Raw genomic sequence first — 13,659 nt, 5'->3', positions numbered from 1 at the left:
GAGCAGACTGGTTCAACACAGGGTCATGTAATTGATTGGGGTTGGCGTTATGACTGATGTTATGGTGGAGTAACGTTCTCTACTTGGCAAGTGGGGAGTACTTGAACAGAACATCCTCGATCTGGCCCACTTTCAACCAGGCGAGCAGGTACTGGATGTAGGCTGCGGCACAGGAACCATCGCACTCAAGGCGTCCAGACGCGTTGGTAGTACAGGTCGAGTCTATGGCATTGATCCTGGTCCAAAGCAGATCGCCAGGGCGCGCCAGAAAGCCGCATGGAGCAGGTTACCGGCTAATTTCCAGGTCGGGGTAATCGAGCGGCTCGCCTTCCCTGACCACTCGTTCGATATCGTACTGAGTACTTTGATGATGCATGTCTTGCCAGACGAACTTAAACGTCAGGGGATCGCAGAGATTGCGCGTGTACTCAAACCAGGTGGCCGCGTTCTGATCGTGGATACCAGGCGACCCGAAGAAAGCCAGAGTCAACCCGCACGCCCTGTGCATACTGGTCCATGGAATAGTGGCATCCAGGATCAACCCCAATTGCTACAGGCAGCTGGCTTCACACAGATTACAAGTGGAGCAATCGAGGTCGGGACAACCAGATTTCCCGAAATCGGCTTTGTCCAGGGAACCACAGGTCCACAAGCATAAATACCAGGATTTCTGGCCGTTTTTTTAAGCCGCATACACCCCTATCCGGTGGAGGGGGGTGTATGCAGCTTAAAAAGAAACGGTCTATGTCTTAGAACAGGTTCAAGGGTTTGCCGGATGTGCGTGGCGTGGGCGCAGGTTCTGAGGACACGGTATAGCCGACATCATCGAGAGTCTCTTCGATCTGTTGCAGTGAGAGCTGGGCTGGATCATAACTGAGACGGACGCTTTTAGTAGGAATATCGGTCGCGACCTCTTCTACGCCTGGCAGCACGCCCAGTGCGCCATTGATAGCTTTCACACAATGTTCGCAACTCACGTCGGGCACTGAAAGGGTAATATCTTTTGTCATACACTTATTCTCCCTGGACTGGCCACACGTAGCCAGTGCGCAAAATGATTATTAGTTAACGATTTCCGGCCAGAGTGTAGAGCTGAACGAGTTCTTTAATGATCTCGTCACCTCTTCCCTCGGCAATACCTTCAGGGACACATGTATGCAGGTGGCTCTCAACCAGCAGACTCTCGAGTTTCTCGATAGCCTTACGAACTGCATATGTCTGCCGCAAGATATCGACACAATACTTATCCTCTTCAACCATCTTCTTGATACCGCCCAGATGACCCTCAACATAATTTAAGCGCTTCAGGACATCCTGTTTATCTGCATGCATATGTTATGTTCCTTTCCACCCCTACCCACCTGGGAGGGGTACGAAAAAAGTATAACATATCTTGACAAAATTTCAATAGGGATCTATGATATTCATATCCCCCCCCGGGGGTATGGGTACAAGGTTTTTTACAAAGAGAGGATCATGATATGACGATTGAGATGAGTCAGAATCATGCAAGCAATGAACATACGCCTTCGGGCGATACAGATAAACATCAGGAACAGGCCCGGTTTATGCTGGAGGGTATGACGTGTGCCTCCTGTTCGATGCGCATTGAGAAGGGACTCAAGAAGTTACCGGGCGTGCTGGATGCCAGCGTGAATCTGGCGACCGAACAGGGTACGGTCACGTATGATCCAACCCAAACAGATGTGTCCAAAATGGTACAGAAGGTCGATGCTATCGGCTATAAAGCGATCCCTCAACAAGAGGCTGTAAAGGCAGAGCCACAACCCACACCTGTTACGACTACTACGCCAGCCAGCGAGCAGCAAACACCTGCACAGGTCCAGAGCGCACACCGACAGGCGGAACTGACTCGGAAGCGCAACCTGCTGATCCTGGGCATCGTGCTCTCGCTGCCCGTAGTGATCCTGAACATGTTCTTCATGAATCGCTTTGCCGCTGAGAATATCTTATTGCTTGTCCTGACCACACCAGTCTGGGCCATTGTGGGCTGGGATTTCCATCGGACCGCGCTGAAAACGGCTCGCCATCTGAGTGCGAACATGGATACCTTGATCTCGCTCGGATCAACGGCCGCCTATCTGATGAGCGTGGTGGCAACCTTCTTTCCAGATGTGCTCGGGGCCACGACCTTCTATGATACTGCGGCCTTGATCATTACGCTGATCTACCTGGGGAAATATCTGGAGGCGCGAGCGAAGGGCCAGACCAACGAAGCCATCCAGAAGTTGATGGCTTACAGGCGCGTACCGCCCATGTTGTGCGGGCCGGCCAGGAACTGGATTTGCCAATCGAGCAAGTACTGGTTGGGGATGAGTTGATTGTGCGACCGGGCGAGAAGATTCCGGTCGATGGGACGGTGCTCACGGGCCGCTCATCCATCGATGAGGCGATGATCACGGGTGAAAGTATGCCGATTGAGAAGAGCGAGGGCGATCCACTGATTGGCGCGACCATTAACCAGCGTGGTCTTCTGCGCATGCGAGCCACTAAAGTGGGGGCCGATACCATGCTGGCGAATATTATTCGCATGGTAGAGCAGGCCCAGGGCTCAAAAGCGCCTATCCAGCGCCTCGCAGACACAATCTCCAGTATCTTTGTCCCGATCGTGCTGGTGATTGCGTTCCTGACCTTTATCGGCTGGACGATTGCGGGCAGTCTGGGCTTTACCGGGTCCGTGGATATGAGTACCATGGGCAACATGAACATGGGTACGGCCGCCATGAGTAGTCCCTGGATGATTGCGATTGTAGCGGCGGTCGCGGTACTGGTGGTCGCATGTCCCTGCGCGCTTGGTCTGGCGACGCCTACAGCTATCATGGTCGGAACAGGCAAGGGCGCGGAACAGGGTATCCTGATCAAAGGCGGCGAGAGCCTGGAACGGATTCAAGCCGTCAGCGCTGTCTTGCTGGACAAGACTGGCACCATCACGAAAGGAAAACCTGAACTGACCGATGTGCTTGCAGTGCCAGGTATTGACCAGGATGAGCTATTACGCCTGACCGCAGAGGCAGAACAGGGATCAGAGCATCCGCTGGCGACGGCGATCGTCACAGGGGCGAAGTCCCGAGGAATTTCGCTGGGTGCAACTCCCGATGATTTCACGGCACTGGTAGGCCGTGGCCTGAAAGCGCAGGTGGAAGGACACCAGGTGCTGGTTGGCACACGCATCTTGATGCGTGAAAATCACATCCCCATAAATATGCTCGACGAGCGTTTAGAGATATTAGAAGCGCAGGGAAAAACGGTGATGCTGGTGGCCATCGATGGTCATCCGGCTGGATTGATTGCCGTCGCCGATACCGTGAAGGCGGATTCCCGTGCAGCAATCGAGAACTTGCAGCAGCAAGGGCTCGCCGTCTGGATGATTACAGGTGACAATCAGCGTACCGCACAGGCCATTGCAGCCCAGGTCGGGATCCCGGCCGAGCATGTATTGGCGGAAGTGTTGCCTGAAGACAAAACCAATCAGGTCAAGCGTTTACAGGAACAGGGATTGGTCGTGGCCTTTGCCGGTGATGGTATTAATGATGCGCCGGCCCTGGTTCAGGCTGATGCAGGCATCGCCATGGAACCGGAACCGATATCGCCATGGAAGCGGCCGATATCACGCTGGTCAAAGGCAATTTGAAGAGCGTAGCCACCGCGCTGGCGCTCTCACGAGCCACCTTGCGCACCATCAAGCAAAATCTCTTCTGGGCTTTTGCCTACAACGTCATCCTGATTCCGACCGCGATCCTCTCACCATTGATCCCCTGGTTGCGGGACAATGCACCGATCTTTGCAGCGGCCGCCATGGCACTCTCATCCGTCACGGTCGTCAGCAATTCATTACGACTGCGCCGCTTTGGACGCTCGGCGCAAAGATAAAAATGGATAGAGGAAACAAGGGGCAGGTGGCCTCGACCGCCTGCCCCTTGTTTCCTCTACAATCTAAAAAACCTGCGAGCGCCGCTGGCGCGAGGCGTGCTCCCAGACTATGCTATTTACTCTTTGCCGCCAGCAAGATTGTATAGCTGTACCAGTTCTTCAATAATCTTGTCGGTGTCGCCATTTTTAATCCCATCAGGAACGCAAGTCTGCAAATGCCCTTTGACCAGAAGCGCTTCCAGCTTTTCAATGGCTTTGCGCACCGCATAGGTCTGGCGCAAAATATCGACGCAATACTTATCTTCCTCAATCATTTTGCGGATCCCATTGAGATGGCCCTCAATATACTTGAGCCGCTTCAGCGCATCCGATTTATCTGCTTGCATGCTTTTCTCCTGAGGTCCTTTATCTCTACGTAGATAGATAATTTCAGTGCTATAAACCTTGTGTTTATTTTACCATAGTGCTCGCTATGAGCATACCTATGTTTCTTCTACACGGCCAGCAATCCAGGAAAGCAGGTTGACTTCAGAAAAGGGTTATGGTATTTTAGTTTCCGAGTCGTTTAAAATGATATAAAGAGCAAAAAAAGAAAGGGAATGGATATGGCCAGCGCGATGGCGGGATACACCAGAGGATGGTGTTTCCGCTCCCGTTTTGCATGTGTTGATGCGTTTCGCGTCGCCCAGGGCCATACTATGCCCTTTTTGGAGAAGACGTTGATATGCAGCAGGCATAAACGCTAAGCAGACGTCAGACCAGCAGGCCGTGGGTGAACAAAAAATATGTTCTCGCCCACGGCCTTTTTGTGTCCATTTCTCAGTTATGGACAGGCCACCGGGCGAGCTATCAACATTGTCCATAGCCTTTTTGTGTACTGAAAAACACTCTCTGTGTTTTCTCGGCACAACTATTGAGAGAATGGAGTCTATCAAGGATGTTGTCACAAAGACAGAAAAATCATAGCTCGCCATCACTCTGGCGTAATCGCAACTACTTGCTCTTACAGGGTGGTCAGCTTGTTTCATTTATTGGTGATCAACAACAATTTATTGCGCTGCCGCTGCTAATTCTGGCCTTCACCGGCTCGGCCATCCAGGCGGGTATTGCCGTAAGCCTGAATACCATCGCCGTGATTGTGGTCAGCCCGCTGGCGGGTGTGCTGGCGGACCGCTGGAATCGCAAACGGATCATGCTGGCCTGCGATGCGGGCCGCATGCTACTGATCCTGACTATTCCGCTTGCCTACTGGCTACATGTGCTGAGTATGCTGCAAATCTATCTTGTGGTGACGCTGGCCGGTGCGCTGGGTACCATGTTTAGCGTGGCCAATAGCGCGGCGCTCCCTAATGTTGTCACCAGCGAGCAACTACCAGACGCCCTGGGGCAATCCCAGGCCGCATATTCCGGTGTGCGCACGCTTGGCTCTTTGCTTGGTGGCACCCTCTATACCATCGGCAGCGTCTTTCCATTTCTGGTCAACGCGATCTCCTTTGGCGCGTCGATACTCTCGCTGAGTTTCATTCGTGGCAATTTCCAGAGTAGCGAGAAAAGCGAGAGTCTACCGCTGCGTCAGACCATCGCTGAAGGCTTTGCCTGGTTATGGAAACAACCGCTACTCAGATTTCTGACCATCATCAACGGGGCTGACAGCCTGCGCTATGGTGCGGGCTACCTCGTAATCTTGATCCTGGCCAAAGAACTCCATACATCGCCGAGCGGCATCGGAGCTATCTTTACGGCGGCAGCGGTAGGAGCCATCATCGGCAATATCGCCAGCAACCGTGTCCGGCAACGCTTCTCCTTTGGTGCGATCACCATCAGTATGCTCTGGCTCGAAGCCCTGATGTTCCCGCTCTACGCGGTCGCACCCAACGCCATCTTTATGGGCATCATCGCCGCCGCCGAAGAACTGGTCGCCCCGATCTACAACATAGCGCTCGACACCTACCGCCTGACCACCACCCCGGACACCATGCGTGGTCGCATGAGCAGTACTGTCCAGATGGTGATCCGTGGCGCGCAATCCCTGGGAGCCATCCTGGGAGGCCTGCTGATCCAAAACGTAGGAGCCAGACGCAGCGCGCTCATTCTGGGAGGCTGGCTGATCATGCTCGCCATCGCCTCCACCCTCAACAAACGCGTCCGCCACACAAACATGTAACGGCTGTCCTGGTGGCTGCCGCTATGGGTTCTCACTCGTCAACGTTCCTACACCGTCACCCGCGAACATGCGGCATATGGTCGTGGAGGGAGGCGTAGCGAGAGGTGCTAGCTGGGGGCTTGCTGGCTTCGCTCGCGGGGAGACGGGCGCAGCCTCCAGGGCCAATACGTTTCGGTGAAGCGCTTTTGTGACCATAAAAAACATGGTGGAGAAAAGCAGCGAATCATACGTCGAGAGGGCGCCACACGCGAGGCCGGCATGCGGCGTGATGGTGGAGCGAGGTGTTCAACGAGCAGCGCATGCCTGTGGCGCCTACAGGGACACGGATCGTGTGTCGTGATCCTCTTCGAGAAGGTACGGAGAGGATCCACGCGCGCTCTTATCACATTGCTGTGCGAGCAGGCACGCGAAACAGGATCCGTTGCGGTGGAGGCGCCACAGCACTGCGGACGCTTCGAGTGCGTTGCTCCACATAAACGCAGCAGTGCGGCCTCCGCGTGTGGCGCCCACTCGACGTACACGACGCCACGCCATACCGTTGAGGTTCTCTCCTTCAACGAAACGTATTAGCCGCCAGGGCTGCCGCTACGCTGCGTGTTTTACGGCCGTCCCTTAAAATCATGGTTCATATTCTCAAATTCGTGATACATTGGTTGTATATGTATGCATGGGTAAGCAAGCTTCATTTATTTCCAGCGTACCTTTAAGATAGATTGTTTCAGGAGTATGTGTATGTCTGAATATTTCTGAATATTTCTGGATCTTCGACGACCGGCCTCAATAAGTGCGAAAAAATACATACATACGGCGAAATATGATCCAGGATTGTCGATGAGAAAAAGAAAACCGGATGGGGACCATACATACACGATGTTGCCTTCGGTATGCCGTATCACTCATCCGGTACTCGGTCTTCCGAGCTTTCACAAGCGCCTGGACAGTTGCTTACTTATTTCACAAGAATGTATAACATGTTACGGGTGTTTTGTCAATTGCCAGACGATAAAAAAGGGAAACTTCTTTTTTTTAAACCAATGGGTATTTTACTGATATGTAACCATTAGCTGACTCAGAATCACTCAATTGCTCTAATCAACTCTACAGAAAAGCTTGAATGATATTATCAGTTTTACAGGCAATCAGGACATTAGTCTGGCGATCTCGGGCAGTTGCTTGAAGTCCCAGACGGTTAAGAAGGTCCGTGCTACACCGATGGCTTCCCAGGCAGGTAGCTTCTGGCTGATCTTCTCGGGCCAGTCCCAGACGTAGGCGGACAGGGTAACGCTGCGCCCAGAGGCGGCGATCTGCTCGCTGGCAAAACGCAGTAGCTCGTCATCCGCATAGACATTTAGTTCATCGGCATATTCAACGGCGCTCTGGATCAGTCGCCGCGAGCTGCCAGCACCGACTACGACACGCATCGGCTCCAGAGGAGATGGCGTACAGGCGGCATCTACCAGCTGGATATGTTCACCTGTAAACGTTACCTTCTGGCCCGTCCAGATCTCGCGCAGTGCCAGGATAGTCTCCTTCAAGCCAGCGATCCTGGCCGGCGCAGCAGGAATCGCCAGGCCCCAGGCACGCGCCTCCTGAAAATAATCTCCGGCTCCGATACCCAGTTCAAAGCGGCCGGCACTCAAAATAGATAGGACCGATGTCTCTTTGGCCAGCACGCCTGGCAGATAATTCAAGCGATCCATCACCATCGGCACCAGCTTGATGCGCTCGGTCTTCATAGCCAGTGCTCCATATAGAGCCCAGCCAGAGATATATGGCCACTCAAGTTTATCAGTATGGAAATGATCCAAAAAGCTTAACGCCTCAAACCCCAGGCGATCCGCATCCTGTGCCGCCGCCAGTATATCCGCCCAACTCCCCGTTGGACCCAGATTAACCCCGATACGCATGCGCGCACCTCCCTATTCAGTTTTACAGTCCTTAACAGACTATACAACCCTGAATATGACATCTATTGTCATATTCAGACCCGTGGATCCGCATGCACATCATTATTGTTCTTTCTTGCGCTCATCCAGAAATCTGACAATGCCCTGGATGCCCTTCCCACTTGACATGATAGAGACAGGTCTGTATACTTCCTATCAGTATGATAGAGACAGGAATCAGGTTTATCTCTGACACGAATATTGAATAGAATGAAAGGATGTTAGTATGACATTTCAATTGCCAGACCCATCGACACCGTTTGGGGAACGAGTTGCTCGCCGGTTACAGGAGGAACATTTGATCTGGATGACGATAGTTGATGCGAAAGGTATGCCACAGCCAGCACCCGTCTGGTTTTTGTGGGATGACGCCACTGCGACTATGCTTGTCTACAGCCAGACGCATGCCAAACGCCTGGGCATTTACAACAGAATCCACGGGTTGCTCTCAACTTTGATGGCAACGGGATGGGAGGCGATATTATAGTGATTACTGGTGAGGCATCGGTAAGTACCACTGATCTGCCTGCTGATCAGAACCATGTCTACGTAGAAAAATATCGTGAGCTTATCACGCGGCTTTTTGGAAGCCCGGAACGCTTTGCGGAACTCTATTCGATTGCCCTGCGTATTTCACCTCAGTCAATTCGAGGCCATTAAAAAGCTCGAAAACCTGGCTCGGGATGTGAGCACGCTGGGAACCAAAATGTAAAAGGCCAATTTACGCTAATCTCGCAAGCCAGGTAGAGCTTCAGTAACTATTAGAACTGGTGGCGGGTATGGCTGAATTTGCCTTTGCCAAAGGCGAGGATTTTGGTGGGCTTTACTGAAAACACGAGGGCGGGGGAACTGCCCTCGTGATAAAAGCTACCGTCGCGCACCTCGAATTGCCATCGCCCATCCCATTTTGTCGTCCATGCCTTCGCGAGGCGTGCAAGCACGGCATTGTCGGTGGTCTGTATGGCGTCACCCTCAACTACCACATCGAGTCCTTCCTTCCAGTCATTACAGCCAGTCGTCAGAAGCACATGTAGATTCTCACGCAGGTTCATGGCCTTCTGCTCGGTCTCACCGGTAGCAAAATGGAGCGCATCATCAAGCCATACAGCAACCAGCGGAGAAGCGTGGGGCCGACCATCAGTACGGACAGTCGAGAGCCAGAAGATCTCGGCAGTTTCAAGCACGCGACGCGTCTCATCCCAATCCGTGGCAGCAGCATCCGGATCACTGAAACGCTGATCAATGGTTGTAACCGGTTCGTTTAGCACCAGGAACTCCTTTCCGTCATAGCAAATCAATAGAAAAGAGCATAACATACAACCCGCAAAAAAACTTCTTCATTCTTGCTCATCTGCCATTGCTAATACACAGTAACTCAACTGACAAAGCCTGCTAAAAAAACAAAAGGAATCACCTTCAAATTAACCGCCATACATTGATGATCCTGGGAACGTTGTTTGAAAGACCAGCGCTCACTCGACGTACGATTCGCTGCTTTTGTATTTTTGTCACCTCAAAAATATTTAACCTCAACCCCATGGAGGGACATGCTCATACGTCGAGTGGTCGCAGCAACGAGTGCTAATACTTTTCACTTAAGGATTGAATGGCTGAAATGATAGCATGACGGTGAAGGAACACCTTCTCAAAGGATCAAGAGAGGTAAAACGTGTAGGTTCGACCCTTTGGGTCGATTCGGTTGCCTCCACGCTCCCCTCACCTCCGCAAGATCACGCAAGTGAAAAAGCGGTGAAGCAAGGCGTGAAGAGGCTTGCTCATGGTCAAGCACGGATATCATGCAGGCACGAATCGACCCAAAGGGTCGAACCTACCTGTTCGCTTTTCTTGATCCTTTGAAGTCACTGGGCCTCTGATCGGCTTAGATGCTTTCGTCAATCTCGTCCAGAAAAAGGCTTACGTGAAACGTATTAGCAACGAGTGCTGCCGGTACGGGGAATATGGGGGGATTTCGTTGATATATCATGTTGTTTCATTATATATACAGTCGCTTTATATTTACTTTTTTAGCTGTGTTTGGGGTTGAATTCTGGATAGGTAGTTTAATCTAGCTATAACGGATTTAGCAGGGATCTATAGTAAACTCTGGTATTTTTGTGAAAAGGTGGGTATAATACTGTACAGGTCTATAGAGGGTTCGGGGGATTTGGGGGAGGAGTGGGAGATGTCTTTTTTGCTGGTGGTGGGGGCCGACAAGCTGGCGGTATTTATATATATCTCACGTTTATCTGCGGCTTATCGGCATATTCCGCGCTATTGATACGGTTGTTACCCACCAATCTTGATTATTATTACTATATTTTTTTGATTTTATGCTATAAAAAACAATCGTGAGTGCCGCCCTTTGAGCTCAATTTGCATCCACGATTGAGGGCATGCTATCTAGTATTGCTATGTTCTTTTGTAGAACTAGTCAGGAGCTGGTCCTTGTCTTATTTCCCTTCTGTACCTGAAATTGGTCAGCTGGTCAATGTCAGGCAACGTCGCTATGTGGTTGTTGATAATCCTGTCAGTACACTTTCTACACATGATGCTTCTGTTAAATCTCTCCATAAACAGCATTTAGTTACGCTTTCTTCGGTTGAGGATGATGGTCTGGGCGAGGATCTCCAGGTGATCTGGGAGGTGGAGCCGGGGGCTACGTTAATTGATAAGACTCCTTTGCCTCGTCCGGTACAGTTTGATACGCCTGAGCGTCTGGATACCTTTTTGCATGCGGTACGCTGGGGCGCGGCTTCGAGTGCGGATGTAAAAGCGATCCAGGCTCCGTTTTTGAGTGGTATCGATCTTGAGGATTATCAGCTGGATCCGGTGGCGCGGGCGATTCAGATGCCGCGCGCGAATCTGTTGATCGCGGATGATGTTGGTCTGGGTAAGACGATTGAGGCGGGTCTGGTGGCGCAGGAGTTGATTATTCGCCATCGGGCACGTAAGATTTTGATTGTGTGTCCGGCAGCTCTACAGGTGCAGTGGCGCGATCAGATGCGCGATAAGTTTGGCCTGGAGTTCCGCATTGTGGATAGTGAGTTGATGCGCTCGCTGCGCCGTGAGCGGGGCTTGCATGTGAATCCCTGGAAGCATTTTCCGCGCCTGATTACGTCGATCGATTTCTTGAAGCGTGAGCGGCCACTGCGGCTCTTTACGGAGGCGTTGCCTGCTGAGGGTGAGCCGCGCTATCCGCGCCGCTTTGATCTGTTGATCCTGGATGAGGCGCACAATATCGCGCCTTCGGGTCAGGGTAAGTATGCGATGGATTCACAGCGCACGGCGGCCCTGCGGCGGCTGGCTCCGCATTTTGAGCATAAGTTGTTTCTCTCGGCGACTCCGCATAATGGCTACCGCGAGAGTTTTACGGCTCTGCTGGAGCTGCTGGATAATCAGCGCTTCGCTCGTGGCGTGGAGCCGGATCATGAGCAGTTGAATGCGGTAATGGTACGGCGCTTGAAGTCGGAGTTGCCGACGCGCTGGGATGGCTCGGCGCGCTTTGCCGTACGCCAGATTACTCCGCTACCGGTGGCGTATACTCCGCAGGAGCGCGAGGCGCATCAGTTGCTGCAGGAATATAGTGCGCTGCGCATCAAAGAGGCCAGCGATAATGTCGAGCGCTATGCGTCTGAGTTTGTGACGATGCTGCTGAAGAAGCGCCTCTTCTCTTCTCCTGAGGCTTTCTATACGACGCTGGAGAAGCATGAGCAGTCGCTGGGCGAGAAGCAGCGCCATACGGCGGTGACGAAGCGGCCGAGCGAGGGGATTCTGCGCAGCCGGGTGGAGCAGTTGCAGGAGGAGAGTGATGATGATGAATATCTGGATGAGGTGACGACGGAGGCGCTGGATGCGGTGGCTCCGCTCTTCCATGCTCCTACGGATCAGGAGCAGGCTCTGCTGACGCGGTTGCGCGCCTGGGCCAGCGATGCCCGTGGCCGCCCCGATAGTAAGGCTCAGGAGTTGATCGATTGGCTGTTCAGGATCCTGAAGCCGCATGGCAAGTGGGGCCAGGAGCGGGTGATTATTTTTACCGAGTATCGGGCGACGCAGAACTGGTTGTTTGCACTGCTGGCACGCGAGGGCTTTGCCGAGGCTGGACCCGATGGGGAGCGCCGCCTGCAAATGCTCTATGGTGGTATGGATACGAAGACCCGCGAGGAGATCAAGGCGTCGTTCCAGGCCGATCCGGCTGATTCGTCGGTGCGCATCCTGCTGGCCACGGACGCTGCATCGGAAGGTATCGATCTACAGAATCATTGTTCGCGCTTGATCCACTATGAGATTCCCTGGAATCCGAATCGGTTGGAGCAGCGCAATGGGCGCGTGGATCGCCATGGACAGCGCGCCGCTGAAGTGAATATCTATCACTTTGTCAGTAGCCGCTATAATCAACAGTCGATGTCGGTTGAGAAGCATCAGCAGTTAGATGATGATCTGGATTTCTTGATGCAGGCGGTGCATAAGATCGAGCATATCCGCGAGGATCTGGGTAATGTGGGTCCGGTGATCGCGACTCAGGTGGAGGAGGCCATGCTGGGCCGCCGTCGTAATCTGGATACTGTCAAAGCGGAGTCCAGGGCTCCTGGGCGGCGCATGCTGGCGTTCCAGCGCAAGCAGCGCGAGCGGTTGGAGGCGCATATCCGTCAGCTGTATGAGCAGTTGCAGGAGGGGAAGCGCGAGCTGGGACTGACACCCGAGAATATCCAGGCGGTAGTGGTGACGGCACTGGAGCTGGCCAAACAGCCACCGCTACAACCGAGGATCTTAAAGGATGCACATGGCAAGCATAAACCAATCCAGGTCTTCGATGTACCTGAGTTGACGGGTAGCTGGGCCAGGTGTACGGAGGGACTTGAGCATCCCCATACCCATGTTAAGCGGCCGATTGTCTTTGATCATAATCTGGCCCAGGGACGCGATGATGTGGTGCTGGCCCATCTGAATCACCGCCTGGTGACGATGTCGCTGCGCCTGCTGCGCGCCGAGGTCTGGGCCAGTGGCGAGCAGAGCAAGCTGCACCGCGTCACGGCACGCACCGTCCCCGCGCTGACCATGGATTCTCCGGCCGTGGTTGCGCATGCCCGCCTGCTGATCCTGGGTGGCGATAATCAGAGACTACATGAAGAGGTGATCGCCGCCGGTGGCTATCTACGCCAGGGGCGCTTTGTGCAGATGAATGAGGGCCAGCTGAAAAAGGCGCTGGATGCAGCCCAGACTGATGAGGTCGCGCCCGAGATGCAGCAGCGGCTGGCCGCGCAATGGGATGTCCAGCGGCCGCCCTTGATTCGCGCGCTGGAAGAGCGCATGGGTGAGCGCAGCAAAAGTCTCCAGAAGAAGATGACGGATCGCGCCGATAAAGAGCAGAAGGATATCACTGCCATCCTGACCGAGCTGAAGAACAATATCATCAAAGAGCTGCAACAGCCCGAGGTGGTACAGCTCTCGCTCTCCGGCTTCTCGCATGAGGAGCGCCAGCAGATCAACCGCGACATCGCCTCGCTGGAGGCGCGCTTAGAACAGATCGATACCGAGATTGCGCAGGAGGTTGAGCGCATCGAGAAGCGCTTTACTGATCCCAAACCTCGCATCTTTCCGGTGGCTGTAACTTATCTGGTGCCCTCCAATCTGGCACGTTAAGCAGGAAGTGTAGCCAGG

General features: G+C 53.2%; 13 protein-coding genes and 1 pseudogene. 9 read left to right on the top strand and 5 right to left on the bottom strand.

Going from position 1 to position 13,659, the window contains the following annotated elements:
- Positions 1–97: 97 nt before the first annotated feature.
- Positions 98–658: pseudogene (locus KDW_RS23145) on the top strand (class I SAM-dependent methyltransferase); the annotation flags it as partial.
- A 91-nt stretch (positions 659–749) separates the two neighbouring features.
- Here KDW_RS23145 and KDW_RS23140 read toward each other — a convergent pair.
- Both KDW_RS23140 and KDW_RS23135 read right to left on the bottom strand, forming a co-directional pair.
- Positions 750–1,010: a heavy-metal-associated domain-containing protein gene (locus KDW_RS23140; RefSeq protein ID WP_151758289.1), complete on the bottom strand. Its 261-nt coding sequence runs from the start codon at positions 1,008–1,010 to the stop codon at positions 750–752.
- 55 nt (positions 1,011–1,065) lie between these two features.
- A complete protein-coding gene (locus tag KDW_RS23135) occupies positions 1,066–1,332 on the bottom strand; it encodes a metal-sensitive transcriptional regulator (protein WP_151758288.1) in 267 nt (88 codons plus the stop codon).
- 149 nt (positions 1,333–1,481) lie between these two features.
- Between KDW_RS23135 and KDW_RS35295 the strand changes: the two genes are divergently transcribed.
- From KDW_RS35295 to KDW_RS35285, 3 genes are read left to right on the top strand one after another with little or no spacing between them, the layout of a single operon-like run.
- The gene (locus KDW_RS35295; protein WP_269822504.1) at positions 1,482–2,342 is read left to right on the top strand and encodes a cation transporter; all 861 of its coding nucleotides are present in this window, start codon (positions 1,482–1,484) and stop codon (positions 2,340–2,342) included.
- Positions 2,306–3,652, top strand: coding sequence for a heavy metal translocating P-type ATPase (locus tag KDW_RS35290; protein ID WP_269822503.1), 1,347 nt, complete (start codon positions 2,306–2,308; stop codon positions 3,650–3,652). Before KDW_RS35295 ends, KDW_RS35290 begins: the two co-directional genes overlap by 37 nt.
- Positions 3,613–3,891, top strand: a complete 279-nt coding sequence (locus tag KDW_RS35285; protein ID WP_269822502.1) for a hypothetical protein — start codon at positions 3,613–3,615, stop codon at positions 3,889–3,891. The genes KDW_RS35290 and KDW_RS35285 overlap by 40 nt, the downstream gene beginning before the upstream one ends.
- Before the next feature lie 116 nt (positions 3,892–4,007).
- Here KDW_RS35285 and KDW_RS23125 read toward each other — a convergent pair whose 3' ends face one another.
- Positions 4,008–4,277, bottom strand: a complete 270-nt coding sequence (locus KDW_RS23125) for a metal-sensitive transcriptional regulator (RefSeq protein WP_151758287.1) — start codon at positions 4,275–4,277, stop codon at positions 4,008–4,010.
- A 551-nt stretch (positions 4,278–4,828) separates the two neighbouring features.
- Here KDW_RS23125 and KDW_RS23120 point away from each other — a divergent pair.
- Both KDW_RS23120 and KDW_RS23115 read left to right on the top strand, forming a co-directional pair.
- Positions 4,829–6,055 (top strand): MFS transporter, encoded by a 1,227-nt coding sequence (locus tag KDW_RS23120; protein WP_151758286.1) that lies wholly within the window; start codon positions 4,829–4,831, stop codon positions 6,053–6,055.
- 336 nt (positions 6,056–6,391) lie between these two features.
- Positions 6,392–6,625 carry a hypothetical protein gene (locus tag KDW_RS23115; protein ID WP_162005536.1) on the top strand — a complete coding sequence of 78 codons (234 nt, stop codon included), beginning with the start codon at positions 6,392–6,394 and terminating at the stop codon, positions 6,623–6,625.
- A 569-nt stretch (positions 6,626–7,194) separates the two neighbouring features.
- On the opposite strand, the gene KDW_RS23110 is transcribed toward KDW_RS23115, so the two are convergent.
- On the bottom strand, positions 7,195–7,962 hold the full coding sequence (locus tag KDW_RS23110) for an LLM class flavin-dependent oxidoreductase (RefSeq protein ID WP_151758284.1): 768 nt from the start codon (positions 7,960–7,962) through the stop codon (positions 7,195–7,197).
- 265 nt (positions 7,963–8,227) lie between these two features.
- Between KDW_RS23110 and KDW_RS33135 the strand changes: the two genes are divergently transcribed.
- Complete coding sequence (locus tag KDW_RS33135; protein WP_198925463.1) at positions 8,228–8,488, top strand: PNPOx family protein; 261 nt, start codon at positions 8,228–8,230, stop codon at positions 8,486–8,488.
- A complete protein-coding gene (locus KDW_RS33130; protein ID WP_198925461.1) occupies positions 8,488–8,661 on the top strand; it encodes a hypothetical protein in 174 nt (57 codons plus the stop codon). The genes KDW_RS33135 and KDW_RS33130 overlap by 1 nt, the downstream gene beginning before the upstream one ends.
- Positions 8,662–8,762: 101 nt before the next feature.
- On the opposite strand, the gene KDW_RS23100 is transcribed toward KDW_RS33130, so the two are convergent.
- Entirely contained in the window at positions 8,763–9,269 is a 507-nt protein-coding gene (locus KDW_RS23100; RefSeq protein ID WP_233097855.1) for a pyridoxamine 5'-phosphate oxidase family protein, read from the bottom strand.
- A gap of 1,177 nt (positions 9,270–10,446) precedes the next feature.
- Here KDW_RS23100 and drmD point away from each other — a divergent pair.
- On the top strand, positions 10,447–13,641 hold the full coding sequence (gene drmD / locus KDW_RS23095; RefSeq protein WP_151758282.1) for a DISARM system SNF2-like helicase DrmD: 3,195 nt from the start codon (positions 10,447–10,449) through the stop codon (positions 13,639–13,641).
- Positions 13,642–13,659: the final 18 nt, after the last annotated feature.

Source organism: Dictyobacter vulcani (genome assembly GCF_008974265.1).
In the GTDB taxonomy this organism is placed as follows: domain Bacteria; phylum Chloroflexota; class Ktedonobacteria; order Ktedonobacterales; family Ktedonobacteraceae; genus Dictyobacter; species Dictyobacter vulcani.
The sequence above is the reverse complement of the archived record's forward strand: the minus strand, read 5'-3'. Positions and strand labels throughout refer to the sequence as shown.

What these genes read in the sequence shown, in the direction of transcription:
- KDW_RS23140 (WP_151758289.1), bottom strand. Translation starts at nt 1,010, where the DNA reads ATGACAAAAGATATTACCCTTTCAGTGCCCGACGTGAGTTGCGAACAT.
- KDW_RS23110 (WP_151758284.1), bottom strand. Translation starts at nt 7,962, where the DNA reads ATGCGTATCGGGGTTAATCTGGGTCCAACGGGGAGTTGGGCGGATATA.
- KDW_RS23120 (WP_151758286.1), top strand. Translation starts at nt 4,829, where the DNA reads ATGTTGTCACAAAGACAGAAAAATCATAGCTCGCCATCACTCTGGCGT.
- KDW_RS23125 (WP_151758287.1), bottom strand. Translation starts at nt 4,277, where the DNA reads ATGCAAGCAGATAAATCGGATGCGCTGAAGCGGCTCAAGTATATTGAG.
- KDW_RS23135 (WP_151758288.1), bottom strand. Translation starts at nt 1,332, where the DNA reads ATGCATGCAGATAAACAGGATGTCCTGAAGCGCTTAAATTATGTTGAG.
- KDW_RS33135 (WP_198925463.1), top strand. Translation starts at nt 8,228, where the DNA reads ATGACATTTCAATTGCCAGACCCATCGACACCGTTTGGGGAACGAGTT.
- KDW_RS35295 (WP_269822504.1), top strand. Translation starts at nt 1,482, where the DNA reads ATGACGATTGAGATGAGTCAGAATCATGCAAGCAATGAACATACGCCT.
- KDW_RS35285 (WP_269822502.1), top strand. Translation starts at nt 3,613, where the DNA reads ATGGAAGCGGCCGATATCACGCTGGTCAAAGGCAATTTGAAGAGCGTA.